At 61.3% G+C, this 26,090-nt stretch carries 23 protein-coding genes; 12 read left to right on the forward strand and 11 right to left on the reverse strand.

All coding sequences use genetic code 11. The features are described 5' to 3' along the window. The first annotated feature begins 418 nt into the window (after positions 1-418). Positions 419-2,398 (forward strand): bifunctional 2',3'-cyclic-nucleotide 2'-phosphodiesterase/3'-nucleotidase, encoded by a 1,980-nt coding sequence (locus tag AC5E6N_RS04120; protein WP_491746624.1) that lies wholly within the window; start codon positions 419-421, stop codon positions 2,396-2,398. A gap of 16 nt (positions 2,399-2,414) precedes the next feature. Continuing rightward, positions 2,415-3,404, forward strand: coding sequence for an NAD-dependent epimerase/dehydratase family protein (locus AC5E6N_RS04125; protein WP_491746625.1), 990 nt, complete (start codon positions 2,415-2,417; stop codon positions 3,402-3,404). A gap of 2 nt (positions 3,405-3,406) precedes the next feature. On the opposite strand, the gene AC5E6N_RS04130 is transcribed toward AC5E6N_RS04125, so the two are convergent. Both AC5E6N_RS04130 and AC5E6N_RS04135 read right to left on the reverse strand, forming a co-directional pair. Next, positions 3,407-3,712 carry an anti-sigma factor family protein gene (locus AC5E6N_RS04130; protein ID WP_491746626.1) on the reverse strand — a complete coding sequence of 102 codons (306 nt, stop codon included), beginning with the start codon at positions 3,710-3,712 and terminating at the stop codon, positions 3,407-3,409. Next, positions 3,709-4,326, reverse strand: a complete 618-nt coding sequence (locus tag AC5E6N_RS04135) for a sigma-70 family RNA polymerase sigma factor (protein WP_491746627.1) — start codon at positions 4,324-4,326, stop codon at positions 3,709-3,711. The genes AC5E6N_RS04130 and AC5E6N_RS04135 overlap by 4 nt, the downstream gene beginning before the upstream one ends. Before the next feature lie 165 nt (positions 4,327-4,491). Between AC5E6N_RS04135 and AC5E6N_RS04140 the strand changes: the two genes are divergently transcribed. From AC5E6N_RS04140 to AC5E6N_RS04150, 3 genes are read left to right on the forward strand one after another with little or no spacing between them, the layout of a single operon-like run. Further along, positions 4,492-5,757 (forward strand): cation:proton antiporter, encoded by a 1,266-nt coding sequence (locus AC5E6N_RS04140; protein WP_491746628.1) that lies wholly within the window; start codon positions 4,492-4,494, stop codon positions 5,755-5,757. A gap of 36 nt (positions 5,758-5,793) precedes the next feature. Beyond that, positions 5,794-7,770: a thiamine pyrophosphate-dependent enzyme gene (locus tag AC5E6N_RS04145; RefSeq protein ID WP_491746629.1), complete on the forward strand. Its 1,977-nt coding sequence runs from the start codon at positions 5,794-5,796 to the stop codon at positions 7,768-7,770. A gap of 28 nt (positions 7,771-7,798) precedes the next feature. Further along, on the forward strand, positions 7,799-8,653 hold the full coding sequence (locus AC5E6N_RS04150) for a hypothetical protein (RefSeq protein WP_491746630.1): 855 nt from the start codon (positions 7,799-7,801) through the stop codon (positions 8,651-8,653). A gap of 91 nt (positions 8,654-8,744) precedes the next feature. On the opposite strand, the gene AC5E6N_RS04155 is transcribed toward AC5E6N_RS04150, so the two are convergent. After that, complete coding sequence (locus tag AC5E6N_RS04155) at positions 8,745-9,245, reverse strand: CreA family protein (protein WP_491746631.1); 501 nt, start codon at positions 9,243-9,245, stop codon at positions 8,745-8,747. A 168-nt stretch (positions 9,246-9,413) separates the two neighbouring features. Here AC5E6N_RS04155 and ggt point away from each other — a divergent pair, with 168 nt between their 5' ends. The 4 genes from ggt (at position 9,414) to AC5E6N_RS04175 (ending at position 13,072) form a co-directional block, all read left to right on the forward strand. Further along, a complete protein-coding gene (ggt, locus tag AC5E6N_RS04160) occupies positions 9,414-11,177 on the forward strand; it encodes a gamma-glutamyltransferase (RefSeq protein WP_491746632.1) in 1,764 nt (587 codons plus the stop codon). Positions 11,178-11,228: 51 nt separating this feature from the next. Then, complete coding sequence (locus AC5E6N_RS04165; protein ID WP_491746633.1) at positions 11,229-11,387, forward strand: hypothetical protein; 159 nt, start codon at positions 11,229-11,231, stop codon at positions 11,385-11,387. A gap of 123 nt (positions 11,388-11,510) precedes the next feature. Then, positions 11,511-12,110, forward strand: coding sequence for an SCO family protein (locus AC5E6N_RS04170; RefSeq protein WP_491746634.1), 600 nt, complete (start codon positions 11,511-11,513; stop codon positions 12,108-12,110). A gap of 86 nt (positions 12,111-12,196) precedes the next feature. After that, positions 12,197-13,072: a 50S ribosomal protein L11 methyltransferase gene (locus AC5E6N_RS04175; protein WP_491746635.1), complete on the forward strand. Its 876-nt coding sequence runs from the start codon at positions 12,197-12,199 to the stop codon at positions 13,070-13,072. A 65-nt stretch (positions 13,073-13,137) separates the two neighbouring features. Here the strand turns inward: AC5E6N_RS04175 and AC5E6N_RS04180 are convergent, their stop codons facing one another. Continuing rightward, positions 13,138-13,311 (reverse strand): hypothetical protein, encoded by a 174-nt coding sequence (locus AC5E6N_RS04180; protein WP_491691182.1) that lies wholly within the window; start codon positions 13,309-13,311, stop codon positions 13,138-13,140. A 158-nt stretch (positions 13,312-13,469) separates the two neighbouring features. On the opposite strand from AC5E6N_RS04180, the gene AC5E6N_RS04185 reads away from it, so the two are divergent. Next, positions 13,470-15,302 carry an aminopeptidase P family protein gene (locus tag AC5E6N_RS04185; RefSeq protein ID WP_491746636.1) on the forward strand — a complete coding sequence of 611 codons (1,833 nt, stop codon included), beginning with the start codon at positions 13,470-13,472 and terminating at the stop codon, positions 15,300-15,302. On the opposite strand, the gene AC5E6N_RS04190 is transcribed toward AC5E6N_RS04185, so the two are convergent. The 7 genes from AC5E6N_RS04190 to AC5E6N_RS04220 form a co-directional block, all read right to left on the reverse strand. Continuing rightward, the gene (locus tag AC5E6N_RS04190; protein WP_491691180.1) at positions 15,303-15,614 is read right to left on the reverse strand and encodes an AzlD family protein; all 312 of its coding nucleotides are present in this window, start codon (positions 15,612-15,614) and stop codon (positions 15,303-15,305) included. Continuing rightward, positions 15,604-16,308, reverse strand: coding sequence for an AzlC family ABC transporter permease (locus tag AC5E6N_RS04195; RefSeq protein ID WP_491746637.1), 705 nt, complete (start codon positions 16,306-16,308; stop codon positions 15,604-15,606). Before AC5E6N_RS04195 ends, AC5E6N_RS04190 begins: the two co-directional genes overlap by 11 nt. Before the next feature lie 176 nt (positions 16,309-16,484). Further along, the gene (gene ligA, locus AC5E6N_RS04200; RefSeq protein ID WP_491746638.1) at positions 16,485-18,626 is read right to left on the reverse strand and encodes an NAD-dependent DNA ligase LigA; all 2,142 of its coding nucleotides are present in this window, start codon (positions 18,624-18,626) and stop codon (positions 16,485-16,487) included. Between the two features lie 195 nt (positions 18,627-18,821). Next, positions 18,822-20,345, reverse strand: a complete 1,524-nt coding sequence (locus AC5E6N_RS04205) for a sulfatase-like hydrolase/transferase (protein ID WP_491746639.1) — start codon at positions 20,343-20,345, stop codon at positions 18,822-18,824. Beyond that, the gene (locus AC5E6N_RS04210) at positions 20,342-21,043 is read right to left on the reverse strand and encodes an alpha/beta fold hydrolase (protein ID WP_491746640.1); all 702 of its coding nucleotides are present in this window, start codon (positions 21,041-21,043) and stop codon (positions 20,342-20,344) included. Before AC5E6N_RS04210 ends, AC5E6N_RS04205 begins: the two co-directional genes overlap by 4 nt. Next, positions 21,040-23,079, reverse strand: a complete 2,040-nt coding sequence (locus AC5E6N_RS04215; RefSeq protein ID WP_491746641.1) for a TRAP transporter permease — start codon at positions 23,077-23,079, stop codon at positions 21,040-21,042. Before AC5E6N_RS04215 ends, AC5E6N_RS04210 begins: the two co-directional genes overlap by 4 nt. A gap of 21 nt (positions 23,080-23,100) precedes the next feature. Further along, entirely contained in the window at positions 23,101-24,090 is a 990-nt protein-coding gene (locus AC5E6N_RS04220) for a TAXI family TRAP transporter solute-binding subunit (protein ID WP_491746642.1), read from the reverse strand. Positions 24,091-24,191: 101 nt separating this feature from the next. On the opposite strand from AC5E6N_RS04220, the gene AC5E6N_RS04225 reads away from it, so the two are divergent. Together AC5E6N_RS04225 and AC5E6N_RS04230 are read left to right on the forward strand one after the other, a co-directional pair. Then, positions 24,192-24,659: a MarR family winged helix-turn-helix transcriptional regulator gene (locus AC5E6N_RS04225; RefSeq protein ID WP_491746643.1), complete on the forward strand. Its 468-nt coding sequence runs from the start codon at positions 24,192-24,194 to the stop codon at positions 24,657-24,659. After that, positions 24,652-26,085: a sulfatase family protein gene (locus tag AC5E6N_RS04230; RefSeq protein WP_491746644.1), complete on the forward strand. Its 1,434-nt coding sequence runs from the start codon at positions 24,652-24,654 to the stop codon at positions 26,083-26,085. The genes AC5E6N_RS04225 and AC5E6N_RS04230 overlap by 8 nt, the downstream gene beginning before the upstream one ends. The last annotated feature ends 5 nt before the right edge of the window (positions 26,086-26,090 follow it).

A 26,090-nucleotide genomic window follows, 5' to 3' on the forward strand; every position in this document is an offset into this window, starting at 1 on the left:
AGTACATTCATCGACGCGTTTTCCATATCGTGTCTCTATCGTTGGCGTGAATCTGTGACGTCTTGATTCCGGATTCTATCCAAAGCGACTTCTTCCGCTGTCTCGAACGACACACTGGACCCAGTCCGGTTTTAGCGGAGATCGTGTGGGCCAAATCATGTTGCCGATGCCGCTATGGCGCGGATATTGTCGTAGCTCTTACGCCCCCATAGCGCCATTGCCCCATTTTCGAACGACTTGCCCGATGCCCGGCATCGCGCTGCGCCATTCGCCTGGCCGAGCGACCTGATTTGGATCATCAAATGGTTTAATATCATCGCCCGATGCTCTAGGATCCTCTTAACGATCAATAAAGACAAGGCCGGTCCGGTCGAACATTCCCGAAGGGATGGACACTGGCCGTCACAGGGAGCGTCACATGACAATCAAGACACTGGAAAATCCAAGCCGCCGCCAATTCCTGGCAGGGACCGCAGCCGCCGGCTCGCTTGCGCTTCTTCATCCGTTTTCGGCCTTTGCCTCCGGCAACCAGGCGCATTTGCGCCTGATGGAGACGACGGACCTGCACGTCCACGTCTTCCCTTACGATTATTACGGCGACCGCCCGTCCGATGCGGTCGGCCTGTCGCGCACCGCAACGCTGATCCGCAGGTTCCGCGACGAAGCGACCAACTCGCTGCTGGTGGACAATGGCGACTTCCTGCAGGGCAACCCGATGGGCGACTACATCGCCTATGAGCGCGGCATGAAGGATGGCGACATGCATCCGATCATCCAGGCCATGAACACATTGAATTTCGACGCCTCGACCCTCGGCAATCACGAGTTCAATTACGGGCTCGATTTCCTGATGAAGACGCTGAACGGCGCCGATTTCCCGGTCGTCTCGGCAAACGTCGCCAAGGGCACGCTGGCCGCAAACCCGCGCGACGATACGCTCTTCCTCAAGCCCTATGTCATCATCGACCGGACAATCAAGGACGGCAACGGCGAGGAACACCCGATCCGCATCGGCCTCATCGGCTTTGTGCCGCCGCAAATCATGAACTGGGACCGCCGGCATCTGGAGGGCAAGGCCGACACCCGCGACATCGTCGACACCGCAAAGGCCTGGGTGCCTGAGATGAAGGAAGCCGGCGCCGACATCGTGATCGCCCTGTCGCACTCCGGCATCGACGCCAACGACCGCAGCGACGGCATGGAAAACGCCTCGCTTCACCTTGCCGGTATCGATGGCATCGACGCCGTCTTCACCGGCCACCATCACCTGGTGTTCCCGGGTCCGAAATATGCCGGTATGCCGGGCATCGACGCCGAAAAGGGAACGCTGTTCGGCAAGCCCGCCGCCATGGGCGGCTTCTGGGGCTCGCACCTCGGCATCATCGATCTGATGCTGGAACGCGACGGCAATGCGTGGAAGATCGCCGGTTTCACCACCTCCGCCCCGTCCATCTACGAACGCGACGGCCGCAAGGTCATCCCGGTGGTCGAGGACCAGCAGGACGTTCTGGACTCCGTCAAGAAGGAGCATGACGAGACCCTTGCCTATATCCGCCGGGCGGTCGGCAAGACATCGGCGCCGCTGCATTCCTATTTCGCCCTCGTCGCAGACGATCCGTCCGTGCAGATCGTGAGCCAGGCCCAGACCTGGTATATCGACCAGATGATGAAGGGCACCGAATGGGAAGGCCTGCCGATCCTTTCGGCGGCGGCCCCGTTCAAGGCCGGCGGCCGCGGCGGTCCGGACTATTATACCGACGTTGCGCCGGGCGATGTCGCCATCAAGAACATCTCCGACCTTTATCTCTATCCCAACACCGTGCGCGCCGTGGCGATCACCGGCGCGCAGGTCAAGGACTGGCTGGAGCGCTCCGCCGGCATCTTCAACCGGATCGAACCCGGCAAGGAGGATCAGGCGCTCATCAACAATGAGTTCCCGTCCTACAATTTCGATGTCATCGACGGCGTCACCTACCGCATCGATCTGACGCAGCCGTCGAAATACGACCCGAAGGGCGAATTGCTCGACGCAAACGCCAACCGTATCGTCGACTTGAAATATAACGGCGAACCCATTGACCCTGGTCAGAAATTCATCGTTGCGACAAACAATTACCGGGCCGGCGGCGGCGGCAATTTCCCGGGCATCGACGATGATGTGGTGATCTTCGTGGGTCCCGACACCAATCGCGACGTCATTGTCCGTTACATTGTCGATCAGGGCACCATCAACCCGTCCGCGGACAGCAACTGGTCGTTCAGCCCGGTCGAAGGCGCGACGGCCATCTTCGAGACCGGACCGAAGGCCAGGGCCTTCATGAACGATGTCCGCGACGTGACGATCGAGGATGCGGGCGAAGGCGCCGAAGGCTTCGCGAAATACCGCATCAAGATGTGATCGCGCCGAAGGGGCCATGACGATACTTGTGACCGGCAGCGCCGGACATCTTGGCGAAGCGCTTGTGCGCACCCTGCAGACGCGCGGATACGGCGTGACGGGTCTTGATATCAAACCGTCGCCCTTCACCGCGCTGGTGGGCTCGATCGCCGACAGATCCTTCGTCGAATCGGCAATGAAGGGCGTTGACGCCGTCATTCACGCCGCAACGCTGCACAAGCCGCATGTGGCGACGCATGGCCGGCAGGATTTTGTCGACACGAATGTGACGGGAACGCTGAACCTGCTTGAGGAAGCGGCCGCGCAAGGGGTGGGCGATTTTGTCTTCACCAGCACCACCAGCGTCTTCGGCATGGCCATGTCGCCCGCGCCCGGTGAACCGGCGGCCTGGATCACCGAAGATGTCGCGCCCGTTCCCAAGAACATATACGGCATCACCAAACTGGCGGCGGAGAACCTGTGCCGGCTGTTCTCGACAAAATACGATCTGCCCGTAACGGTCCTCAGAACCTCACGCTTTTTTCCCGAAGCAGACGATCGTTCAGACATTTGCGACGGGTTTGAGGACGAAAACGCAAAGGCCAACGAGTTCCTGTTTCGCCGCGTCGATATCGAAGATGCCGCCGAAGCGCATCTGCTGGCGCTTGAAACGGGCTCGCGGCCGGGTTTTCGCACATATATCGTCAGCACCACCACGCCGTTCCGCAAAGACGATCTCGCCGAACTCAGGACAGATCCGCATGGCCTCTTCACCCGCAGGCTGCCGGACCTCGCGGCCCAGTACGAGCGGCGCGGCTGGCGCATGTTTGCCGATATCGACCGCGTCTATGTGAACGACAGGGCACGGGCCGATCTCGGCTGGCAGCCGCGCTACGATCATCAGCATCTTTTTGAGCGCCTCAACGCCGGCGAACCGGTTCTCGGCCCGATGGCGCAAACGGTTGGCATCAAGGGTTATCACTCCGAGACATTCGAGGAAGGCCCCTATCCGGTCGACCAGAGATGAGGTCAGTTGTCCCGCGCGGCCATGACCGCGGCCACCAGATCCTCCGGCACCTCCTGCGGCAAATCGCCGGAATTCGAGACGCCGCCCTGCCTGGCAAGCTCCATCGACGCCCGGTAGGCGGCGAGATACTCCCGGCATTCGCGGCACAGTTTCAGATGCATCTCGAAAACGAATTTCTGCCGCCGGGTCAACTCGCCCTCAAGGTAGGCCAGGATGAAGTCCTCGAAGGCCTCGCAGGTGATCATCAGGGGAAGCTTGAACATCATGCCGTGGATACGGCGCATGAGCTTTGGCTGGCTTTGGGTCATTCGGCATGCCCCCTTATCAATGGCTCGAGCAACCGCTTGAGGGCGGCCCGGGCCCTGTGCAGTCGCACCTTGACGTTCGCCTCGCTGAGGTCGAGCAATCCGGCCACGTCCTGCGTGGCCAGTTCTTCGATGTCGCGCAGGATGAGAACGATACGGTAATTGTCCGGCAGGAGGCCAATCTTTTCGTTTACGTGAGTTCTGGCATCGGCACGCAGGACAAGCGATTCCGGCGTTTCCATCGTCACCCACGGATCTTCGATGCGGCATCCGTTTTTGTCGAAGACCGGAAGCAGATCGTCGATCGGCATATTCTCCATGCGCCCGGCCTTGCGCATGATCATCAGGCTTTCATTGACCACGATACGGTGTATCCAGGTCTTCAGCGCCGATTGCCGATTGAAACCGCCGATATTGTCGAAGACCTTGGCAAAAGCGTTCTGGACGGCATCTTCCGCATGATGGGCATCACGAACGATGCGGTTCGCGACGGCGAGCATCCAGCCCATGTGCTGACGCACAAACCGTTCGGTCAACACCGCATCGCCGGCCGACAGGGCCGCGACAGCGCGCTCGTCATCGAGCTCTAAGGCCGACGTTTTGCCGTCTGCGTCCACCCACCCATCCTGTTCGGCCCAAACCCCAAAAAATTCGAAAATCCGGCGAGTCGCTGTAACCTTATTGACGCACCCTGCATCTGACAAGAAGTCGCAGGGCCGATGCGATGCTCTGAATGCAGGAGATGGCGCCCTTGCGCCCGAGACAAGGAACGTGATTGAGATATGATGGGCTTGTTGCTTCTGGCCATGTTCACCGTGGCGTTTTCAATGCTGGCAAAGCGCTTGTCGAACACGGTTCTGACCGCGCCGATGCTGTTTATCGGCTTTGGTGTGCTGATCGCCGAGACCGGCCTGATGTCCCCGGAAGGCGCCGAAGGCACCTTGCACATCGTCGCCGAGATCGCGTTGATCGTCCTTTTGTTTCTGGACGCGGCTCAGATCGATCTGGCGACCCTGAGAAAGCGCCATGTCTGGCCGGTCCGCATGCTGGTGATCGGCCTGCCGTTGTCGCTGGTCTTCGGCACCCTGCTTGCCTATCCGTTTCTGCCGGGCTGGCCGATATTCGCCGTTGCATTGGTCGCCGCCATCCTGGCACCCACGGACGCCGCTCTCGGCCAGGCGGTCATCTCCAATCCGAATGTGCCGGAACGGCCGCGCCGCGCCCTGACGGTCGAAAGCGGGCTGAACGACGGGCTGGCACTGCCGGCGGTCCTGCTTTTTGCCAGCCTTGCAGCCGAAGCGATGGACCGGTCCAACACAGGCTGGCTGCTGTTCGGCGCCAAGCAGATCCTGCTCGGGCCGCTGGTCGGCATTGTTGCGGGGTTCGTCGGCGGCAAGGTGCTGTTGTCGGCCAAGAAACACATGACCACATCCGACACGTTCGAAGGTGTCGGCGCCATTGCCCTTGCCGGCGGCACCTATCTTGCCGCCACACTGATCGACGGCAACGGATTTATCGCCGCCTTCGTCGCCGGACTGTGTTTCGGCAATGTCGTCAAGGGCCGCTGCAGGTTCGTCTACGAGTTCACCGAGAGCGAGGGGCAATTGCTGACCTGGGGCGCCTTCTTCCTGCTTGGACTGGCGCTCGTTCCCGAAGCCGTCCGCCATCTCGACGCCTCCGTGCTGGCCATCATCCTCCTCAGCCTCTTTGTCGTCCGCCCGCTGGCGATCTGGCTCTCGCTGACAGGCACCGATGCATCCGCGATCACCCGCCTGTTCTTCGGCTGGTTCGGCCCGCGCGGGCTGGCGACGGCGCTGTTTGCACTGCTGGTGGTCTCGAAGATCGATCCGGAGATTGCCGAGCCCGTCCTGCTTCTGGCAGTCAACGCGGTCTGGATCAGCGCGCTTTTGCACGGATTGAGCGCCGCGCCCGGCGCCCGCTGGTACGCGGCCAGGGTCCGGGCGATGGACGAATGTGCGGAGATGGAGCCGGTTGAGGCCTCCGCCAAGCCACTGAAAACGCAACCCACAGAGCCCCCGCGCCAATAACGTCAGCAAGGCGGGGAAAATGAAGGAAGCAATCAAATGAACCAGAAACAGCTGGAATGGATCCGTGTCGGACATGTCGACGACCTGCCGGAGGGCCGTGTCAAAACCGTGACGGCGCGCAACGTGTCGATCTGCCTGTCGCATTTTGAGAGCCAATGGGCCGCCATGGACAATCACTGTCCGCACCAGGGCGGACTGCTCGGCGAAGGCTCCATCGAAAAGGGCGTCGACGACAAATGCTGGATCCGCTGCCCCTGGCACGGATGGGATTTCGATCCGCTGACAGGCGCGCCTCCCGGAGGTCACAAGGATACCGGCCAGCAGCTCTACGATGTGGATATACGCGGCGAAGAGGTCTTCATCGGCCTCGAACCCGAGCCGGAGCGCGAGCGCACCGTCACCGACGCTATGACGGAAACGATGATCAACTGGGGCGTCAGGTCGGTCTTCGGCATGGTCGGCCACTCCAATCTCGGCCTGGCCGATTCGATCCGCCTTGCGGCGCAGGACGGCAAACTCAGCTATTACGGCATCCGTCACGAGGGCGCTGCCGCTTTTGCGGCGTCCGCCTATGGCAAGCTCACCGGTGTGCCCGCCGCGTGCATCACCATCGCCGGTCCCGGCGCCACCAACCTGTTGACCGGCATGTGGGACGCGAAGGTCGACCGGGCGCCGGTGCTGGCGCTCACCGGGCAGGTCCAGACCCAGGTCTTCGGCCCCGGCGCCTTCCAGGACATCGATCTGAAATCCGCCTTTGACGCCGTCTCGCGGTTCTCCCAGCCGGTGCTGTCCACCTCCAAACACACCGAGCTGATGTCGCTGGCCTGCAAGAACGCCGTTGTCGAGCGCGATGTCGCCCATCTGATTTTTCCCGACGACATCCAGACACAGCCAAGCAAGGCAAAAGCGCGCGGTCCGAAGGGACGTGTGGGCGAGACGGCCATCAGGCCATCCGAAGCCGATGTGGCCGAGGCCGGCGCCATGATTTCTGCGGCAAGGCGACCGATCGTCATCATCGGACACGGCGCCGTCGAGGCGCGCGACGACGTCATTGCCTTTGCGGAAAAGCTGGGCGCGCCGGTGCTCACCACGTTCAAGGCGAAAGGGCTGATCGCCGACACCCATCCCAACGCCGCCGGTGTCCTCGGACGTTCGGGCACTCCCATCGCGAGCTGGTACGTGGCCACATCGGACCTCGTGATTACGCTCGGCACCTCGTTTTCGCAACACACCGGCATCGAACCGTCGAAACGGATCATCCAGGTCGACTTCGAGCGCATGCAGCTCGGAAAGTTTCACCGCGTGACGCTGCCCGTCTGGAGCGATATCGGCGCTTTCTGCAAGACCATGATGCAGTCCGCCACGCCCAATCCCGACGCCGAGGATCAGATTGCCGAACTTGCCGGGCGCTGGGACATGTGGCACAAGGAAAAACGATCGCGTCTTGCTGAAGAGAAAGGCCGCGGCATCCATTCCTTTGCCGTTTTTGATGCCCTCACCCGGCTCTGCCCGCCGGATGCGATCATCGCGGTCGATGTCGGCAACAACACCTATTCGTTCGGCCGCTATTTCGAGACCTGCGGCCAGCGGGTTCTGATGTCCGGATATCTCGGCTCCATCGGCTTCGGCTTTCCCGCGGCCATGGGCGCCTGGGCCGCGACCCAGGATCTGGAAACCTTCAAGGGCCGCAAGGTGATGTCCGTCTCCGGTGACGGCGGCTTCGGGCAATATGCGATGGAATTCACCACCGCGGTCAAATACGGCATGGATATCACCCATATCCTGCTCAACAACGGCCAGCTCGGAAAGATTTCCAAGGAGCAGCAGGCCGGCCAATGGCCCGTTTGGGAAACCCAGCTCACCAATCCCTCCTTCTCGGCCTTTGCCCGGCTGTGCGGCGGGCACGGCGCCAGGGTCACCGAAACGGATGCCCTTGAAACCGCCATATCGGCGGCGTTGGATTATCAGGGCCCCGCGCTTGTCGAGATCATGACCGATCCCGAACTTGTCTGATCGCCTATCCGAAAAAGGGAAAGTCAACATGTCCACTGCCAGCAAACTGCTTGATAAAACAGCACCCGATACGATCGCAAACGGGCGGATCATGGCCCACAACGCGGTGCAGATCGCGGCTTTGGCGGCCCTCGCCAACATTCCGCCGAGGCCGGACTACAGTCACACGGCCCTGCGCTGGAACACCGCCGGCGGCGCATTCGAGACCGGTGCAATGGATTGTCCGGACGGACTCATATTTGTGCAGATCCCGCTGTCGCCGTTTTCCATGCGGCTCGTCCGCGGGGGCGAGGCGATCGCCATACTCGATCTCGACGGCGTGACGGAAGCCGACTGCCTCGCATGGCTGGACGAAGGCCTGCATGAGCACAGCCTCAAACCGGCATCGGGTGTCAAACATCCCTTCAAGCTGCCGAAGAACGTCGTCGCGGTAAAGCGGTTCAAATCGGCAGGGCTCGAAGCCGAACTTCTGGCGCTCGGACGCTGGTACGACCTCGCCAGCCGGCAATTGCTGTCCTTTGCGGCAAGAAACGAGAAGATCAAGCCCGGCCCGAGCCCCGTCTATTGCTGGCCGCACCATTTCGACATCGCAACCTATGTCAGTCTCGATGCGGGCGGATCGGAAGACGCGCCCGGTGTCGGCGTCGGCATGTCGCCCGGCGACAAGAGCTATGGCGAACCCTATTTCTACGTCAATCCCTGGCCGCGTCCCGATACCGGCGGACTGCCGCCATTGCCGTCGCCCGGCCACTGGCACACCGAGGGTTTTGTCGGGGCGGTCGCAACGGCAGGTGACATTCTCACGCTTGAGGACCGTGAGACGGAACTTGCCGCGTTCATCGATCATGCCTTCGCCGTCGGGCGCAAGGCCGGCAAGCAGTAACCGCCATGGCAGCGGCAAGGAAAGCGTCACGGAGCGGCCGCTTATACCGGTTAAAAACCCGAAAAGAGCTCGTCAGGTATCTGTCAGGGAGCTATTTTTCCTCCGGCTTGCCATTGGTCCAGGTGACATCCTGCCCGTAGAGCGGGACCGTGGAGAGCGACATCTTTGCCGATCCGTCCTGGACCTGCCGCGAGTGCGACAGATAGATCAGCGTGTCGTTCTGCCTGTCGTAGACACGCTTGATCACCAGCTTCTTCCAGACAATCGAGCGGCGTTGCTTGAAGATTTCCTCGCCGCCCTCGTCGAGCTCGATATCGCCGATCACGACCGGCCCGGTCTGGCGGCAGGCGATCGATGAGTTCGACGGGTCTTCAAACCAGTTGCCCTTTTGCAGCCGGTCTATGACGCCGCGCTCGAAATAGGCGACATGGCAGGTAACGCCGGAAACGCCCGGATCTTCCACCGCCTCGATGACGATATCGTTGCCCAGCCAGTCAACCCCGATCTCGCCGACCTGGTCGGCATGGCCCGCACCGGCAAAGGCGAAAGCCAGTGCGCCGCCCGCCACCATTGCACGCTTGAAGAAACGCATCGTCAGCTCCTTATGATCTCGCTGGCCCGCATATAGGGACTGGACCGGCCGCTTTGCGAGCCCTGGCCGATAATTGTCTGACCGATCGCCCCGCCCGCACTGGACGACGGTCACCGCGCGTCCCATAGTCTGAGGTTTAAAGATCGGCAAAATAATGGAGTACGGGTTATGAAAAGAGCAACGCTCAGGCTGAAGATCGCGGCCTCACTGATCCTGGTTTGCGGATGGGCCCACGGGCAGGACGCCGCCGACAGCGTCGCGCCGGAAATCGCCAGCGGCATCTCCGAGCGCGAAACCGTCAGCGCAAGGCGCTTCATGGTCGCGGCCGCCAATCCCTATGCGGTCAAGGCCGGACGCGATGTTCTGGCCGCGGGCGGCAACGCCATTGACGCCATGGTGACGGTGCAACTGGTCCTCGGCCTCGTCGAACCGCAATCGTCCGGCATCGGCGGCGGCGCCTTCCTCGTCTATTACGACAGCGGCGACGCCCGCCTGACCACCTATGACGGCCGGGAAACGGCGCCGAGAGCGGCAACGCCGACGCTGTTTCTGGATGAAAACGGCGAACCTTTGAGATTCTTCGACGCCGTGGTCGGCGGCCGCTCGGTCGGCACGCCCGGCACGTTGAAGCTTCTCCACGAGACCCACAAATTGCACGGGAGCCTGGAATGGGAGACACTGGTAACGCCGGCGATCGAGCTTGCCCAACAGGGTTTCGAACTCTCCGAACGCCTTTTCAAACAGGTCAGCGCGGACACTGAACGCCTTGGCCTGCACGAGGCAACGCGCGCCCATTTCCTCGACGCCGACGGCAACGCGCATCCGGTGGGCCATCTGCTGACCAATCCCGCCTATGCCGAAACGCTCAGGCTGATCGCCGAAACAGGCGCCGATGCTTTCTATCAGGGCGAAATCGCAAGCGACATCGTCGAGACGGTGCGCACCGGCAAGCCGGACAACCCCGGCGTCCTGTCGCTGGAGGACCTCGCCGACTACGACATCAAGGAGCGGCCGCCCGTCTGTATCGCATATCGAGAGTACGATGTGTGCGGCATGGGACCGCCCTCCTCCGGCGCACTGACGGTCGGACAGATCCTCGGCATGCTTGAGCCGTTCGACATGGCGTCAAAGGATCCGGCCAAAGCCGACACCTGGCGGCTGATCGGCGATGCATCCCGGCTCGCCTTCGCCGATCGCGGCCGTTACATGGCAGACAGCGATTTTGTGCCGATGCCGACGCAGGGACTGCTCGACCGGGCCTATCTCGATGAACGCGCCCGCCTGATCGAACCGGGTGCCGCGCTGAAGCCTGACGAGGTGAAACCCGGCATGCCAGCCTGGGATCATGCGATGCGCCGTGCTGACGATGAGAGCATCGAATTGCCGTCGACAAGTCATTTCTCGATTGTCGACGCCGAGGGCAATGTCGTGTCCATGACATCCACCATCGAGAACGGTTTCGGTTCGCGGCTCATGACCAACGGTTTTCTGCTCAACAACGAGCTGACCGATTTCTCATTCCGCACGCACAGGAACGGCTACCCCATCGCGAACAGGGTGGAGCCCGGCAAGCGGCCGCGCTCGTCCATGGCGCCGACGATCGTGATGAAGGATGGAAAACCCTACATGGCCATCGGGTCACCGGGCGGAAGCCGCATTATCGGCTTTGTTGCAAAGACACTGATAGCCCATATCGACTGGGGCCTTGATGTTCAGTCAGCGATCAACATGCCCCATCTCGTCAACCGTTTCGGGACCTTCGATGTCGAAAAGGGAACGCAAGCCGAAAAACTTGCCGGCCCGTTGCAGGCCCTCGGATACGAGGTCGCGGTTCGCGATCTCAATTCCGGACTGCATGCCATCCTCATCGGCCCGGACGGTCTTGAGGGCGGCGTCGATCCGAGGCGCGAGGGAGCCGCTGACGGCGAATGAAATCGCGCCGGTCCGATTGGATGTGCGGCGCAAAAGCCCTATAATAGCGGTATGGATACAAAGACCGCTAAAGCGAAACGGCTTCTTGTCGCCGGACTTGTATTGTTGATCGCCGCGCTGACGACGGGCACGGCCTTTGCCGGCTGGCTCAATCACAGCGCCGAGATTTTCCTCGCCTATACATCGGCCGGCCTTTCCTGGTGTCTTTAGAAGCAACGGGCGTGATCACAATCTGACATGTGTCAAATTGGCCCGGTGACTTGGCAGGACACCGGCAATAAGTTTATTAGCGGCAATTCCACATTTTTATCGAGACCATTCGCGGAGATCCAAATGGCTGTTGTCAGAAACGTCCTGATCGCCCTGATTGCCGTTCTTGGCATCGCCTTCGCGTGGCTGGCCTTCGAATGGTCCAAATCGGGTTCGGTGACGGCAGAAAAACCTTATGGAGTGGCCTTCAACCTGGTGGATCAATCCGGAGCGCCGATAACAGAGGCGGCCTTCCAGGAAAAACCCACAGCGTTGTTCTTCGGTTTCACCCATTGTCCCGATGTGTGCCCGACGACACTCTTCGAAATGGATGATTGGCTGCAAAAGGTCGATCCGGACGGCAATCTGGTCAATGCCTATTTCGTGACCGTGGACCCTGAGCGCGACGATCCTGAAATTCTGGGCCGGTACGTGTCCAATGTCTCCGACCGCATCGTCGGCATCACCGGCAATCCGCAGGAAATCCGCCAGATGGCAAAGGGTTTCAACATTTATTTCAAGAGAGTCCCGACGGACAATTCGGACCCCGACGGCGACTACGTCATGGACCACACGGCCTCGGTCTTCCTGCTCAATGACGGCGGCCGGTTCAAGGGGACCATCTCCTATGGCGAGAATCCGGACGTGGCCATAAGGAAGCTTGAGAACCTGATCAAGGGCTGAAAAGGCAGTTCCGCCGCCGCCGGTTCCCAATCAACCGTGAGTGCTCTAATGCTGCCCTCCAAGGAACATCGGGGGAAGGCAGACACGTGAGACAAATACGCCTGTTCGTCACCGCCGGACAAAGCGAGTGTGCCAGGGCACTCGACCTCCTGAGCAATCGCTTCGAGGACGAGGGCTATCCGGTCTCAACGATGGAAATCGATGAAGACACGGATATCTGGGAGGTTTCGCTCTACGCGCCGGCTGAGGAGCAGGATGCACTGACAAAGGACTTTTCGGCCTGTCTCGCACCGCTCTTTTCCGCCTCTAGGGTCGAGATCGAGGAACTTCCGGACATCGATTGGGTCGCCCACGCGCTGGAGGGCCTGCAACCGGTGCGCGCCGGAGGCTTCGTGGTTCACGGGTCACACGACAGGCACAATCTCAGGACCGGTGAGCTGGCCATCGAAATCGATGCAGGCCGCGCCTTCGGCACGGGTCACCACGGGACGACGGAAGGCTGTCTGGAGATGCTCCGTGCCCTGGCGAAACGCAAACCGTACCGGCGCGTGCTGGACCTTGGAACCGGCAGCGGCGTGTTGGCGATCGCTGTGGCCAAGATCACCGCTGCTTCGATCCTCGCAACGGATATCGATCCAGTCGCCATCGCCGTTGCCGCGGAAAACGCCCGCAAGAACCATTGTGGCGGACGGATTGATTTCAGAACCGCCGCCGGTTTCCATGCCGACATATTTGCACGCGCGGGACCATTCGACCTGATCGTCGCGAATATCCTCGCACGCCCGCTCATGTCGCTGGCTCCCGGATTGAGCCGCAACCTTTCTTCCGGTGGAGATGTCGTTCTGTCGGGGATTCTGGCCGAGCAACGCATGAAGGTGCTGGCGGCCTACAGGGCGCAGGCGCTCTATCATCGAAAAACGCTGCTGCGCGACGGCTGGGTCACCCTGCATCTGTCGCGTTAGCGCTTAAAAGCAAAACGGCGCCCTGCGGCGCCGTGTCGGATCATGATGTCAAGAGCACGCTCCGATCAGAACGGGAACGGTGCCTTGGCGTTCCGCCGCAGTTCTTCGCGCGTATATCCCAGCGCGTTCAGCGTCTCGTCGTCGAGCGACAAGAGAGCGCCGCCAACATATCGGCGGGCTTCCATTTCGCGAGCTGCCGCGATGCGCTCGAATGCACTGCGGAAAAAAGACTTGGACATGACAATGTTCCTTTTCAACCTGTTTTCCAGTGTCGTGTTGCCGCTATATATATGCGCGGCCCGGCCAACCGGTTAGACCGTTTTCCGCATGGTAGACCTGCATGTGGCGCATACGCTTCGCGTCAACCTGCCCACCGCATCGTTTCTCGGGAGAGTTCATGTTCCAGGATTTTGAAGACAAGGCATCTGCGGATACGGGCGCGGAACGGGTGAAGCTTTTGCGCAAGAGCTTCGATGATCTCGGCATTGACGGTTTTCTTATCCCCCGCTCTGACCGTTTCCAGGGTGAATACGTGCCGGACAGCGAGGCAAGGCTTGCCTGGCTCACCGGTTTTACCGGATCCGCAGGCATCGCGCTTGTCCTGCGCGACGAAGCGCTTGTCTTCGTCGACGGCCGCTACAAGACACAGGTCAGACAGCAGGTCGACACCTCGGTCTTCACACCACAGGACCTGATCCGCACCCCACCGGGCAAATGGCTCGAGGATCATGCCGCAAAAGGCCTGCGCATCGGCATCGATCCATGGCTGCATACGGTGACGGAGATCCGGACACTGGAGAAAGCGGCCGCCGGAGCCGGCGCCGGCATTGTCAGGCTGGACGCCAATCCGATCGACCGTATCTGGCCCGACCGCCCGGCCGAGCCGAAGGGCACGATCGCGGTCCAGCCGGAGGCGTTTGCCGGCAGGAGTGCGAAGGAAAAGCTTCAGACCGTCTATGCGGCGCTCAAAGAGGCCGATGCCGACTGCTGCCTGGTAACGGACCCGTCGTCGGTCGCATGGATTTTCAATATCCGCGGAAACGACGTACCGCACACCCCGCATCCGCTCGCCTTCTCAATCGTCGGGCCGGGCGGAAACAGGCTTTTTGTCGAGGCAGGCCAACTGGAGCGGCAGGCGCATGAGCACCTGGCCGGGCTTTGCGAAATCGAAGACCCCGCAACGTTGGAGGCCACGCTTGGCGACCTTGCCGCTTCGCACAGCGCCGTGATGCTGGATCCGGCGCTCGCCCCGTGCCGCCTTGCCGATCTCATTGCCGGCCAGGGCGGCCGCCTTGTCGAAAAACCGGATCCTGCCCGCCTTCCCCGCGCTCAAAAAAATCCCGCCGAACTGAAAGGCAGCAAGGCTGCGCACATGCGCGACGGCGCGGCCATGGTGTCGTTTCTTTGCTGGCTGGATGCACAGCAGCCCGGCAGCGTTGACGAAATCGCAGCCGTCAAGGCACTGGAACAGGCGCGCCGCAGCACCGGGGAACGCCTGCAGATGCCGCTGAGGGACATCTCATTCGAGACCATATCGGGGGCCGGTCCGAACGGCGCGATCATTCACTACCGGGTCACGAACCGGACATGCCGCGATCTTGAGGACGGTGAGCTGTATCTCGTCGATTCGGGCGGCCAGTACCAGGACGGCACGACCGACATTACCCGTACGGTTCCGATCGGTACGGTCTCGGGAGAGGAAAAGCGTTTCTTCACACTTGTATTGAAGGGCATGATCGCACTGACCTTGATGCGCTTTCCCGAAGGGACCCGCGGCGTGGATCTCGATGTCATCGCGCGCAGCGCCCTGTGGAAAGCCGGGGCCGATTATGCCCATGGCACCGGGCACGGCGTCGGCTCCTATTTGTCTGTCCACGAGGGTCCGCAGGGCATTTCCAAGCGTGGGCTGCAGGAACTCAAGCCCGGCATGATCCTTTCCAACGAGCCCGGCTATTACCGCGAAGGCGCCTTCGGTATCCGTATCGAAAACCTCGTTTATGTGAGCGAACCGCAAGCGGTCGACGGCGGAGATATGCCCATGCTCGGCTTCGAAACGCTGACCCTGTGTCCGATCGACCGCCGCCTTGTTGTGGCGGAATTGCTGTCGCCGGAAGAACGTGCATGGCTCAATGCCTATCACCGCACAGTGTGCGACAGCCTGACACCTTTGCTGGAGGACAGCGCCGACAAGGAGTGGCTCGCCGCGATGACCGCGCCGATTGCCGGCTGATCAGCCAAGACCTGCCGCCCGAAGTGAAATGATCGCGACCGCTCCGATCGCCAGCACCATCATCAGGTTGAAGCGCAAGGCGGCAATCGCGACGATCACCAGGGTCATGGCTTCCGCGGGACCGTTGGAGACGGCGGCGGGCGCAACCAGCGTCGCGAGCACGGCAGCCGGCACCGCATCGAGCGCCGCGCTCACCCGCGGCGGGATATGCTGAAAGCGCGACAGGACAAGATGTCCGCCCACACGCGTCAGATATGTGGCGAGCGCGCCGGCGACAATGATCCATGTGATGTCGGAGACATTATCGAACATGTTGCACCCCTTCCGGATCGACGGCAACCGGTTCCGGTTTCTTGTCTCCGCCTGCCATGATTGCCGCAAGCACAATACCGGCGACCGCACCGATGCTGACATGCCATGGTGACCCGACAAGATTATAGGCGACAACCGAGGCGCCGCCGCTGGTCAGCACCACCGGTGCCCAGTTCCTCCGGCGCCGGAAGCTCATCACCAGCACGAGGAAATACATCGGCAGCATGAAATCGAGACCAAAAGCTTCCGGGTTCCTGATCAGCTTGCCGAAATATCCGCCGATCGCCGCCTCGGCAATCCAGGTGACGTAAACGGGAAGCGCCGCTCCCATATACCAGCGGAAACTCAGCCGGTGGCCGTGTTCATGTCTTTGCTCCGCCGCGGCGAAATGCGGATCGACCATGAAAAAAAAGGCGATGGCCTTTTGCAGCGGCGAAAAACCGGCGAGTTTCGGGCCCATGGACGCCGAATACAGAATATGGCGAAAATTGACGGCAAAAATGGAAACCACGATGATCCAGGGCGCGACATTGGTGCCGAACAGATCGATGCCGACCATCTGGCTCGCGCCGGCATAGATCGTCGCGCTCATCAGCACCGCTTGATACACCTCAAAACCGTTCTCGACCGCAAGCGCGCCGAACAGAAGTCCGAACGGCGCGGCACCGAAGACAATCGGTACAGAATCGCGCATTCCCTGACGAAATTCCCGATCGAAGATCATAACAATTGCAGTCCCATCAAGCCGAAGCGCCGGCAACAGCCGCCGGCCGCGGCAAAAGAGCAAATCCGAACCCGTTCTGATGTGATTAGGTCAGTGATTGTCGCCTGTCACACAAAATCAATTGATCCTTCGTTCAGGATCGCTGATCAATGGGCAATGCGACTGAACCATTCGTCCTCGTCGATGACCTCGATACCGAGTTCACTCGCCTTGCGCAATTTGGAGCCGGCGCCCGGGCCGGCGACAACCAGATCGGTCTTCCTGGAAACCGAACCCGCTGTCTTGGCGCCAAGGCGTTCAGCCATGGCCTTGGCCTCGTCGCGCGACATGCGCTCCAGCGAACCGGTGAAGACGATTGTCTTGCCGGAGAATTGCGTATCCGCAGCAATCTGCTCGGCATCGCGCGGCGAAACATGGGTCAGCAACTCCTCGACGATTGCGGCATTGTGCGGTTCCTCGAAGAATTCGGCGAGCGCCTGCGCAACCGCCGGGCCGATCCCGTCTATATTGACCAGATCAGACCACGCCTCGCTTTCGTGGTCGTGCGCGGCTTCCATGCAGTCGACAAAATTGCGGGCCGAGTGGTAGACCCGGGCGAGGATCTTCGCATTGCCCTCCCCGACATGGCGTATGCCGAGCGCAAAGATGAAACGGTGCAGGTCGACGGTCCGCCGTGCCTCGATCGCGTCAAACAGATTGGCGGCGCTCTGCTCGCCCCAGCCTTCCCGGTTTTTCAGCTTCTGCAGTTCCGAGGCCTCGTCGCGCGCGCGCAGGGTGAAGATCTCGGCAGGATTCTTGACAAGGCCGGCGTGGTAGAATGCTTCCGCCTGCTTGTCGCCGAAACCGTCAATGTCGAACGCGTTTCTTGAAACGAAATGCTTCATTTTTTCAACGGCTTGCGCCGGACAGACAAGGCCTCCCGTGCACCGCCGGACGGAGTCCGCCCGTCCGGTCTTTTCGTTGATTTCCCGTGTCGCAGGACTGCCGCATACCGGGCAGGTCTCGGGAAAGACGTAAGGTTTGCTGTCCGCCGGGCGGCGCGACAGGTCGACATCCATGACCTTCGGAATGACATCGCCCGCCCTGTAGATCGTCACGGTATCGCCGATACGCAGGTCCCTTCCGTCACGGATCGGCTGTCCGTCGCTTCCGATCCCGGCGATGTAATCCTCGTTGTGGAGGGTGGCGTTGGACACCACGACGCCGCCCACCGTCACGGGCTCGAGGCGCGCAACGGGGCTGAGCGCGCCCGTGCGCCCCACCTGTATTTCGATGTCGCGCAGGATCGTGGTCGCCTTCTCGGCCGGAAATTTATGGGCAATCGCCCATCGCGGGCTGCGGGAAACGAAGCCGAGGCGCTGCTGCAGCGAAAGGTCGTCCACCTTGTAGACAACACCGTCGATATCGTAGGCAAGACCCGCCCGTTCGGCTTCTATCAGCCGGTAATGCTCAAGCAGGCCGTCAACGGTCTCAAAACGTTTCATCAGCGGATTGGTCGAAAAGCCCCAGTCCCGCATGCACTCGACAACGCCCAGCTGCGTATCGGCCGGCAGACCGCTGTTGTCACCCCAGGCATAGGCGAAGAACTTGAGCGGCCTGCTGGCGGTGATCGAGGTGTCAAGCTGACGCAAGGAGCCCGCTGCCGTATTGCGCGGATTGACATAGGTCTGCTTGCCCTCCGCTTCCTGCCGACGGTTGAGCTCGACAAAATCCTGCTTGGTCATATAGATCTCGCCGCGAACCTCCATGACGTCCGGGACCGAACCATTGAGATCCTGCGGTATATCCGCGATGGTGCGGGCGTTTTCCGTCACATTCTCGCCGACCGTTCCGTCGCCCCGCGTCGCCGCCGTGACCAGATGCCCGCCCTCATAACGCAGCGCAAGCGAAAGCCCGTCGATCTTCGGCTCGGCGGTAAAGGCGAGCGGCGAATCGGCGTCGAGCTTGAGAAACCGCCGGACCCTGTCGACAAAATCGCGCACACCCTCATCCGAGAAGGCATTGTCCAGCGACAGCATGGCGACGCGATGCGTCACCTTTTCGAATTTTTCGAGAACCGCACCCCCGACCGCATCGGTCGGAGAATCGGCGCGTTTGAGGTTCGGAAACCGCTCCTCGATCGCCAGATTGCGCTGTTTGAGCGCGTCGTATTCGGCATCCGAAACCACCGGCGCATCGTCCGTGTGGTAATACCGGTTGTGTTCGGCGATCTCGGCGGCGAGCCGCGCAAGCTCCCGCGCCGCCTGTTCCTCGCTCAACGCATCGACTGCTGTGGAACCGTCGGACATGTACCCCATCCGTTACTCTTCGACAAAGGCGTTTTAGACCAATGGCGGTGATATCGACAGAGGCAAATAAGGCACGGCCCGCGCCTTGGAAAGGCGTGCCCATGACGCCGGATCGGAGCACAGACGCCCTGAGGCCGGAAGGACCAGCGCCGCACGACGTCGAGCGAACCGATTTCGCCGGGCAGGCAGCCTGCTTCAGGCAATTCCGACGGGAACCTGTTGGGGCAGGCAATCGTCCGGGCGTGTATTCAGCATCGCAAACAGCTCCTTACGCAGCGCCTCGGCCCCGGATGCGTCAAAAAGATTGACCATCTCGTCGGGGTCCGCCGTCAGATCATAGAGCTCGCCAGCGCCGCTGATGAGATCGACCGTCATCTTGTGGGTTTGCGTGCGCACGATTCTCAGACTCAGCGCGACTCCGGTGCGTGCCGGCAAAAGGTCCCATTCATTGAGAGCAAATGCGCGGGTGGCGTCATCGTTCTCGATCAGCGGGCGCAGCGAAGACCCGTGTTGTACCTGGAGCGCGGACGCGCCGGCGTAATCAAGGAATGTCGGCCCGAGATCAAGCGTTGAAACCGGTGCGCCCACGGTCCTGCCCGCGGGCACGCCCGGTCCGCGTACGATCAGCGGAACCCGCAGCAGCCCCTCGAAATGCATCGGCCCCTTCAGCAGCAGGCCGTGATCCCCGAGCCAGTCGCCGTGATCCGAGATGTAGACGACGATGGTGTTTTCAGCGAGCCCGGCGTCGGCCAGGGCAATCAGGATACGTCCGACATTGTGGTCGATGAGCGCGATCTGACCGTATGTGTTGGCGATGATCTCGCGCAACTGCGCATCGTCTTGCTGCGCAATACGGCTGTATTGTTTGCGCACATCCGCTCCCGATCCCTCGGGCTCGCTTTCCATGACGGCCTTGTGCCACCAGGGACGCCCCTCGTAGCTGCGGGCCCGGTTGGCGGGCAGATCGACCTTCGCCGGGTCGTGCAGGCGCGACCACGGTTCGGGACAGTCGAACGGATGATGCGGGTCCGGAAAGCTCACCCAGGCGCAAAAAGGCGTGTCATGATCGGCTTTTTTGAGCCAGTCGATCGTCCGGTCCGCGGTCCAGGTCGTGTTGTGCCACGCGACAGGCAGGCGCGAATGCCAGGTCTGCGCGGCGTCTTTCGTGTCGCCGGCGTTCTGCCGGTACAATGCGTTCTTCTCATCGCCCCGGCCATCGGCATGGAACCAGCGCTCATAATGCTGCCCGTGCGGCGGTTTTTCAGGCAGGAACCAGTTATGCCCGACGAGCATCAGTTCCAAATGCCGAAAGCCCATATAGGGTCCGTTCCAGTCGTCGGCAAAACCGGCGGACGACTTTACGCATTCCGGCGTGCCCGTCGGCTCGAACGTATGATAGGTGGAAAAATGCGCCTTGCCGAAGAAGGCGGTTTCATAGCCGCTCGCGGCAAGCGCTCCGGCAAATCCCCTTTCGCCGATCTCCGGCTTCAGGTCGATGCCATTGTCGTGCACGCCATGCGTCCGGCACAGTTGACCCGTCAGGACGGATGCCCGTGCCGGCTGGCACACGACCGACGGGGTTATGGCGGTGGTGAACCGCACGCCGTCCCGGGCGAGCTGATCGAGATGCGGTGTCTTGACCCTGCGGCCTTCAATGCCCAGGCAGTCGGCGCGCTGCTGGTCTGCGGAGATCAGAAGGATATTGGGGCGTGTGCTCATTGTCCGGCCTCGATCAGCTGGCTTGTCAGGGCGTCGGGCATGTCCAGCATGGCGTCGTGCAGGCAGGGCAGACGCCGGACACGCCACGCCGGATCGTCCTTGTAGCGGTCGTGAAACTGCCAGAAGGGCGAGGGTTTGTGGTGTTCACACAGGATAAATGTCCTGCGCGCTATGCGGGCCTCCCGGCCCGTGAGATGCACGCCGTTGCCGAAACAGGCGGCCGGATGCGGCGTGCATTTCGCCTTCAGTTCCTTGATGGTCTCCGGATCGGCGCTCCAGCGTTCGAACCCGACGGGCACGATGGTGCCGTCGGGCTGGATGGCTTTCCTGAGCTCCTCCGCCCGTTCCGGGTTGGCCATGTCGCTCGCCGCCTGTCCGCTTTCAGTGGGCACAAAGGCATCGACATAGACAAGTGCCCGGATGCGCTCTGAAAGATCCGAAGCCACACCGGTTATGATGAGCCCGCCATAGGAATGGCCGACGAGGGCGACATCGTCCAGACCGTGATACTCGATCAGCGTCGTTATATCGCGGACATGGGTCTGCGGCCCTTCAACCATGTGCAACAGGTGCCGCCGCTCGGCCAGACCGGTAAAAGTAGGCGCCCAGACCTCATGGCCGGCGTCCCGCAGCCTGCCCGCCACTTTCTCCCAGCACCAGCCCCCGTGCCAGCCGCCATGAACGAGGACAAAGATCATGCCGCCACTCTTCTTGCCTGCCGGATACGCCACACATCGAAGCAGATAAACAGCACCACGGCCAACGCCGCAGGCACCCAGACCCAAAGGTCGGGCGACAGAATCAGCGCACCGGCGACCGTGCGCAGAACACGGGACGGCATGCCGAGATCCTGCCCCGCCCAGCCGATCATCGCCGTCGTCAAAAGCCACACGGCCAGCGAAAGCGTGATGATTGCCTCGGCAAAGTAGACGGCGTCAAACGCGACTTGGCCGAACAAAAGCTGAGGATGGAAGAAGAACGCATAGGGAATGACGAACGCGACCGAGCAAAGCCGGACCGCCGACAGACCCGTCTCGAACGGGTGAGAGCCGGCAATCGGCGCGGCCGCGTAAGCCGCCAGCGCCACGGGCGGCGTTACCGGTGAAAGCACACCGAAATAAAGGACGAAGAGATGCACCGCCAGGACCGGCGTCGCATCGCCGGATAGTTGTGTAAGGAAAACGCCCATGACCGTGATGATCGTCGCATAGGCCGGAAGCGTCGGCATGCCCATCGACAGCACCAGCGAGGCGATCATGGTCAGAACAAGCGCCAGCAGGATACCGTCATCCACGAGGAGCGCGAGGTCCGTGCCGATCTTCGGCCCCAACCCCGTGCCCTGTACGACCCCGATAAAAATGCCAAGGCCGGCCACGATGGCAATCAGTTTTGATACGGCGACACCGCCCTCGACGAGCTTTTCAATCAGGCGTGACGGGTTCTGACGGAACTCGCGGTTCAGGAGCCCGAAGACAATGGTTGAAGCAATGGCCCAGAAACCGGCCCGGTTGACGGAATAACCCGCCGCCAGGCAATAGATGATCGCAAAGAGCGGCGCAAAAAAGGCCAGCGCCTTGATCCAGTCTTCGCGTGTCAGACGCGTGTTGTCCTCTTCTGAAACAGTGATACCGCGTTTGCGGGCTTGCAATTCAACGGCGGTAAAAAGGCTGGCGAAGTAGAAAAGCGCCGGAATCAGCACAGCGATGGCAACCTGACTGTAGGGCACCTGCGCCTGCTCAGCGAGATAGAAGGCCGCAGCACCCATGACGGGCGGCGTAATCTGCCCTCCCGTGGACGCCGCCGCTTCGATCCCGCCGGCGAAGCGGGGCGAAAAGCCCCGCGATTTGATCAGTGGGATCGTGAATGTGCCCGTGCCGGCCACATTGGCGGCCGCGGAACCGGAGAACGTGCCGAACATGGCAGAGGACACGATCGCCGCGTGTGCCGGCCCGCCCTTCAGGCGGCGGGTCGCGGCAAGCGCGATTTTCAGGATTGCTTCCGCGGCCCCCGTCGCCTGGATAACCACACCGAAAAGGATGAAGATCACCACGTTCTGGATCATGATCGAGAGCGCGAAGCCCATCGCGCCGCTCGTCTCGAGCCAGAAATTCATGGCTAGGACGTCCCACGCCTTCACGCCCGTCTGATAAAACATCCACTCAGGCGCGCCCCATTTCATATAGACGACGGCCAGCACCACAAGCAGGAACATCACCCATCCCGCCAACCGCCGGACAAGTTCGGCGACCACCACAACACCGCAAAGCGCGGCAACGACGTCGACCGGCCCGGGTATGAACAGAAAGTCCGCACCCTTGCCGAGCTTGCGCGCAAGCACCCAGATCGCAAAGGCCAAAAGCACCACCAGACCGACGTTAAAAAGAAGCGCCGCCCGACGCGATGCGTCCGACGACGGCTTCCAGGGCAACGTCACGGCAATTGCGATAAAGCAGCAGGCGCCGACAAAGAACGGCCGGATAAAGCCGGGGTCCAGAAGCGTGCTGTTCAGTCCCCGGCCCCAGAGCCTCAATTGGCCCACCAGATCGTTCCATGCCCCCTCACCGCGCCTTTGCCATCCCAGCGCACGGTAGGTGTCGCTGTCGGAGAAGACGGGAAACAGCGGCGACGGGGTGTAAATAATGATTGCCGCCATAGCCAGCGCGATGAGGCCGACTGCCCAACCAACGATAGCCGGCCCGTGCGCGTCACGAAAGGCAATGGTGGCGCGGGTCATCGAATTCACCCTTTGAGCCGGCTATTCCAGCGGCACGCCCTTTTCCTCCAGGAACCTGGCGGAGCCCGGATGCATCTCACCGATGACGCCAAAACCGGCGTTCATAATGTCATAGTCCCGCGCAAACGGCGCAACGTCGGCAAGTTGATCCTTAGTTTCCCAGAAGGCCTCGGCAATGGCGAACGCGGTCTCGTCGCTCATCGACTCGTTGGCCAGAAGACCCGTCGTCACCCCGACGAACTTCACGCCGGTCTGATTCGCCTGGCCATCTCCCCAGGTGCCCGGCGCAATCTCCTTTACGAACCGCCCGGGGAAATCGGTGTGCTTGCGGAACGCGTCCCGGGCCAGCATCTCGTCGGTGTAGCCAACGAAGTGGAGCGGGCGGGAGGCCGACAATTCCGTCCATGTCGAACAGCCGACGGCACAGAGCTGAAACAGCACATCGACCGTTCCATCCTGCAGGAGAGCGGGAGAGTTTGCCCAATCGACATTGACAAGTTCATAATCTTCATCTGCCACCAGTCCGGTCGCATCCTCGATCATCTGGCTTTGAATACGTACAAGCGCCGCGCCCTGCGGTCCGAGAAAGACCCGCTTGTCCTCCAGATCCGCCAGTGTCCTGATCTCCGGATCATAGGTCGCAAAGGTAAAGAGATCGCCGGAGAAGGTAAACAACACGCGCAGCTTTCCAGCCAGCTCCATATTGTTTTCAAGCTCCTTGTAGGGCCCGATCTTCTTGACGAGAAAATGTGTCAGCGCAGGCGCGTAAAGCGTGACGTCCGCCTCGCCGTTCGCATTGTTGATCATGGACCGGATGCCGGGAAAACCGGTGGCGACTTCCATCTCTATACCGTGGCGTTGTTTGAGTTGCGACGCAACGTGCGTGGCCACGACATAGGCCGTTGAACCCGGAGCGCTGACCTGAGCCCGGATCAGATCCTGTGAAAAGGCCGCAGAGGCCGAGACGGCCAGCGCCATGGCACAGGCGAGTGCCTTCAGTGCATGTTTCATTTTTTCCTCCCATTTGCGCTTTGCGCATTCCGAAGCATCCTGTAATTTCATTGATTAGTCAATCATTGACTTAACAATAAAATTACGGCACGATTGCCGGTATGACCGCTGACGTCTTGATCGCCGAGGCAGCAAACCTGCCGCAGTTTCTGACCTACCGGATCACGCGGTTGCATCTTGCCTTGAACGCGCAGGCGACAAAAATCCTGTCGGAACACGATCTCGGCCTGGGACAGTGGCGCATGATTGCCATGGCCGGCAGCGGTGCGGCGCGAACGACCCGTGAACTGGCCGAGGAGACCGGGATGGACCCGGGCTTCATAAGCCGCACGCTGCGAAGCCTTGAAGATGCGGGCCTGATGCGGGCAAAGCGATCCGATGCCGATCGGCGGCAAATGCAGATTGAACTGACCCATGCGGGCAGGAACCTGTTTGAAGCAGTCCTGCCGAAGATGCAGCGCCGGCAGAATGCGCTCATGGACTGCCTGTCACCAAGGGAACGTGAGGACATCCTCATAATAATCGACAAGCTGGAGCGCGCCGCCAAGATGCGGGATTTCAATGACTGAGGCTTCGAACCTGCTCATCATCATGTCGGATGAGCATCAGGCCCGGGCAATGGGCTGCGCGGGTCATCCTTTTGTGCGAACGCCGAATCTCGATGCACTGGCAGCGAGAGGAACCGTTTTCACCGATGCCTACACGCCCTCGCCCATCTGTGTGCCCGCCCGGGCGGCCTTCGCAACCGGAAGATATGTTCACCAGACACGCCTGTGGGACAATGCCATGCCCTATGCGGGACAAATCCCTGGCTGGGGCCATGCCCTTCAGGAACAGGGCGCCCGGGTCGAATCCATCGGCAAGCTCCACTATCGCTCGCAGGAGGATCCTGCCGGCTTCGATGTCGAGCACATTCCGATGATGGTGAAAGACGGCGTCGGCATGGTCTGGGCCTCGATCCGACGCGAAGATGAGCGCATGATCGGCAAAGGCCGCGTGCTCGGCGATTACATCGGGCCGGGCGAGAGCACCTATACCGAATACGACCGGCGCGTAACCGAACGGACCGTTGAGTGGCTCAAGTCTCGCAAAACCGACGACACGCCCTGGTGCCTCTATGTCGGGCTGGTGGCGCCGCACTTCCCGCTGGTCTGCCCCGCGGAATTCTTCGATCTCTATCCGCCGGACAGTCTCCCGGAGCCGAAGCTTTCGCCGGCGACGGGCTATATCCGCCACCCCTGGGTCGAAAAACAGAATGCCGTCTCGGACACCGAGGCCGCGTTCAGCGACCCGCAAGAGCGCCGGCGCGCCATCGCAGCCTATTTCGGACTTTGCTCCTGGCTTGATCACAATATCGGGCGCATCCTGCAAGCGCTGGATGAAGCCGGTCTCAGCGCGACGACGACAGTCGTCTACACGTCGGATCACGGCGACAATATCGGCGCACGCGGCCTGTGGGGAAAGTCCAACCTTTATCAGGAAAGCGTATCCGTGCCGATGATCGCGGCCGGACCCGGCCTTGCGGCCGGATCATGCCGGACACCGGTCAGCCTTATCGACCTGTCCGCGGGCATTGCGGGCCATTTCGGGGCGGCACCGGTCGGCGTCGGCCGATCCGTTTTCGACATCGCCGATGCGCCACAAGATTCCGAACGCATCGTCTTCAGCGAGTACCATGCCGTCGGAGCGGTCTCCGGCGCATTCATGCTGCGCAAGGGACGCTACAAGCTCCATTACTATATCGACTTCCCGCCCGAACTGTTCGACCTTGAAACCGATCCCGAGGAAGTGTCGGACCTCGCGGCATCAAAGCCTCACGCCGCCATCCTTGAAGACCTCGCGCGCGAACTGGGCATGATCTGTGATCCCGCCGAGACAAACCGGCAGGCCTTCGCCGACCAATCCGCTCTGGTGGAGAAGATCGGCGGCAGACACGCCGCGCTCACACTCGGCAGCGCGACGGCCACGCCTCCCCCTGGAGCAAATCTGGTTTAAATTTT

This window comes from Hoeflea sp. (assembly GCF_984452065.1).

Coding starts and splice junctions, on each gene's coding strand:
- AC5E6N_RS04120 (WP_491746624.1), top strand. CDS start 419: ATGACAATCAAGACACTGGAAAATCCAAGCCGCCGCCAATTCCTGGCA.
- AC5E6N_RS04125 (WP_491746625.1), top strand. CDS start 2,415: ATGACGATACTTGTGACCGGCAGCGCCGGACATCTTGGCGAAGCGCTT.
- AC5E6N_RS04130 (WP_491746626.1), bottom strand. CDS start 3,712: ATGACCCAAAGCCAGCCAAAGCTCATGCGCCGTATCCACGGCATGATG.
- AC5E6N_RS04140 (WP_491746628.1), top strand. CDS start 4,492: ATGATGGGCTTGTTGCTTCTGGCCATGTTCACCGTGGCGTTTTCAATG.
- AC5E6N_RS04145 (WP_491746629.1), top strand. CDS start 5,794: ATGAACCAGAAACAGCTGGAATGGATCCGTGTCGGACATGTCGACGAC.
- AC5E6N_RS04150 (WP_491746630.1), top strand. CDS start 7,799: ATGTCCACTGCCAGCAAACTGCTTGATAAAACAGCACCCGATACGATC.
- AC5E6N_RS04155 (WP_491746631.1), bottom strand. CDS start 9,245: ATGCGTTTCTTCAAGCGTGCAATGGTGGCGGGCGGCGCACTGGCTTTC.
- ggt (WP_491746632.1), top strand. CDS start 9,414: ATGAAAAGAGCAACGCTCAGGCTGAAGATCGCGGCCTCACTGATCCTG.
- AC5E6N_RS04165 (WP_491746633.1), top strand. CDS start 11,229: ATGGATACAAAGACCGCTAAAGCGAAACGGCTTCTTGTCGCCGGACTT.
- AC5E6N_RS04170 (WP_491746634.1), top strand. CDS start 11,511: ATGGCTGTTGTCAGAAACGTCCTGATCGCCCTGATTGCCGTTCTTGGC.
- AC5E6N_RS04180 (WP_491691182.1), bottom strand. CDS start 13,311: ATGTCCAAGTCTTTTTTCCGCAGTGCATTCGAGCGCATCGCGGCAGCT.
- AC5E6N_RS04185 (WP_491746636.1), top strand. CDS start 13,470: ATGTTCCAGGATTTTGAAGACAAGGCATCTGCGGATACGGGCGCGGAA.
- AC5E6N_RS04190 (WP_491691180.1), bottom strand. CDS start 15,614: ATGTTCGATAATGTCTCCGACATCACATGGATCATTGTCGCCGGCGCG.
- AC5E6N_RS04195 (WP_491746637.1), bottom strand. CDS start 16,308: ATGCGCGATTCTGTACCGATTGTCTTCGGTGCCGCGCCGTTCGGACTT.
- ligA (WP_491746638.1), bottom strand. CDS start 18,626: ATGTCCGACGGTTCCACAGCAGTCGATGCGTTGAGCGAGGAACAGGCG.
- AC5E6N_RS04205 (WP_491746639.1), bottom strand. CDS start 20,345: ATGAGCACACGCCCCAATATCCTTCTGATCTCCGCAGACCAGCAGCGC.
- AC5E6N_RS04210 (WP_491746640.1), bottom strand. CDS start 21,043: ATGATCTTTGTCCTCGTTCATGGCGGCTGGCACGGGGGCTGGTGCTGG.
- AC5E6N_RS04215 (WP_491746641.1), bottom strand. CDS start 23,079: ATGACCCGCGCCACCATTGCCTTTCGTGACGCGCACGGGCCGGCTATC.
- AC5E6N_RS04220 (WP_491746642.1), bottom strand. CDS start 24,090: ATGAAACATGCACTGAAGGCACTCGCCTGTGCCATGGCGCTGGCCGTC.
- AC5E6N_RS04225 (WP_491746643.1), top strand. CDS start 24,192: ATGACCGCTGACGTCTTGATCGCCGAGGCAGCAAACCTGCCGCAGTTT.
- AC5E6N_RS04230 (WP_491746644.1), top strand. CDS start 24,652: ATGACTGAGGCTTCGAACCTGCTCATCATCATGTCGGATGAGCATCAG.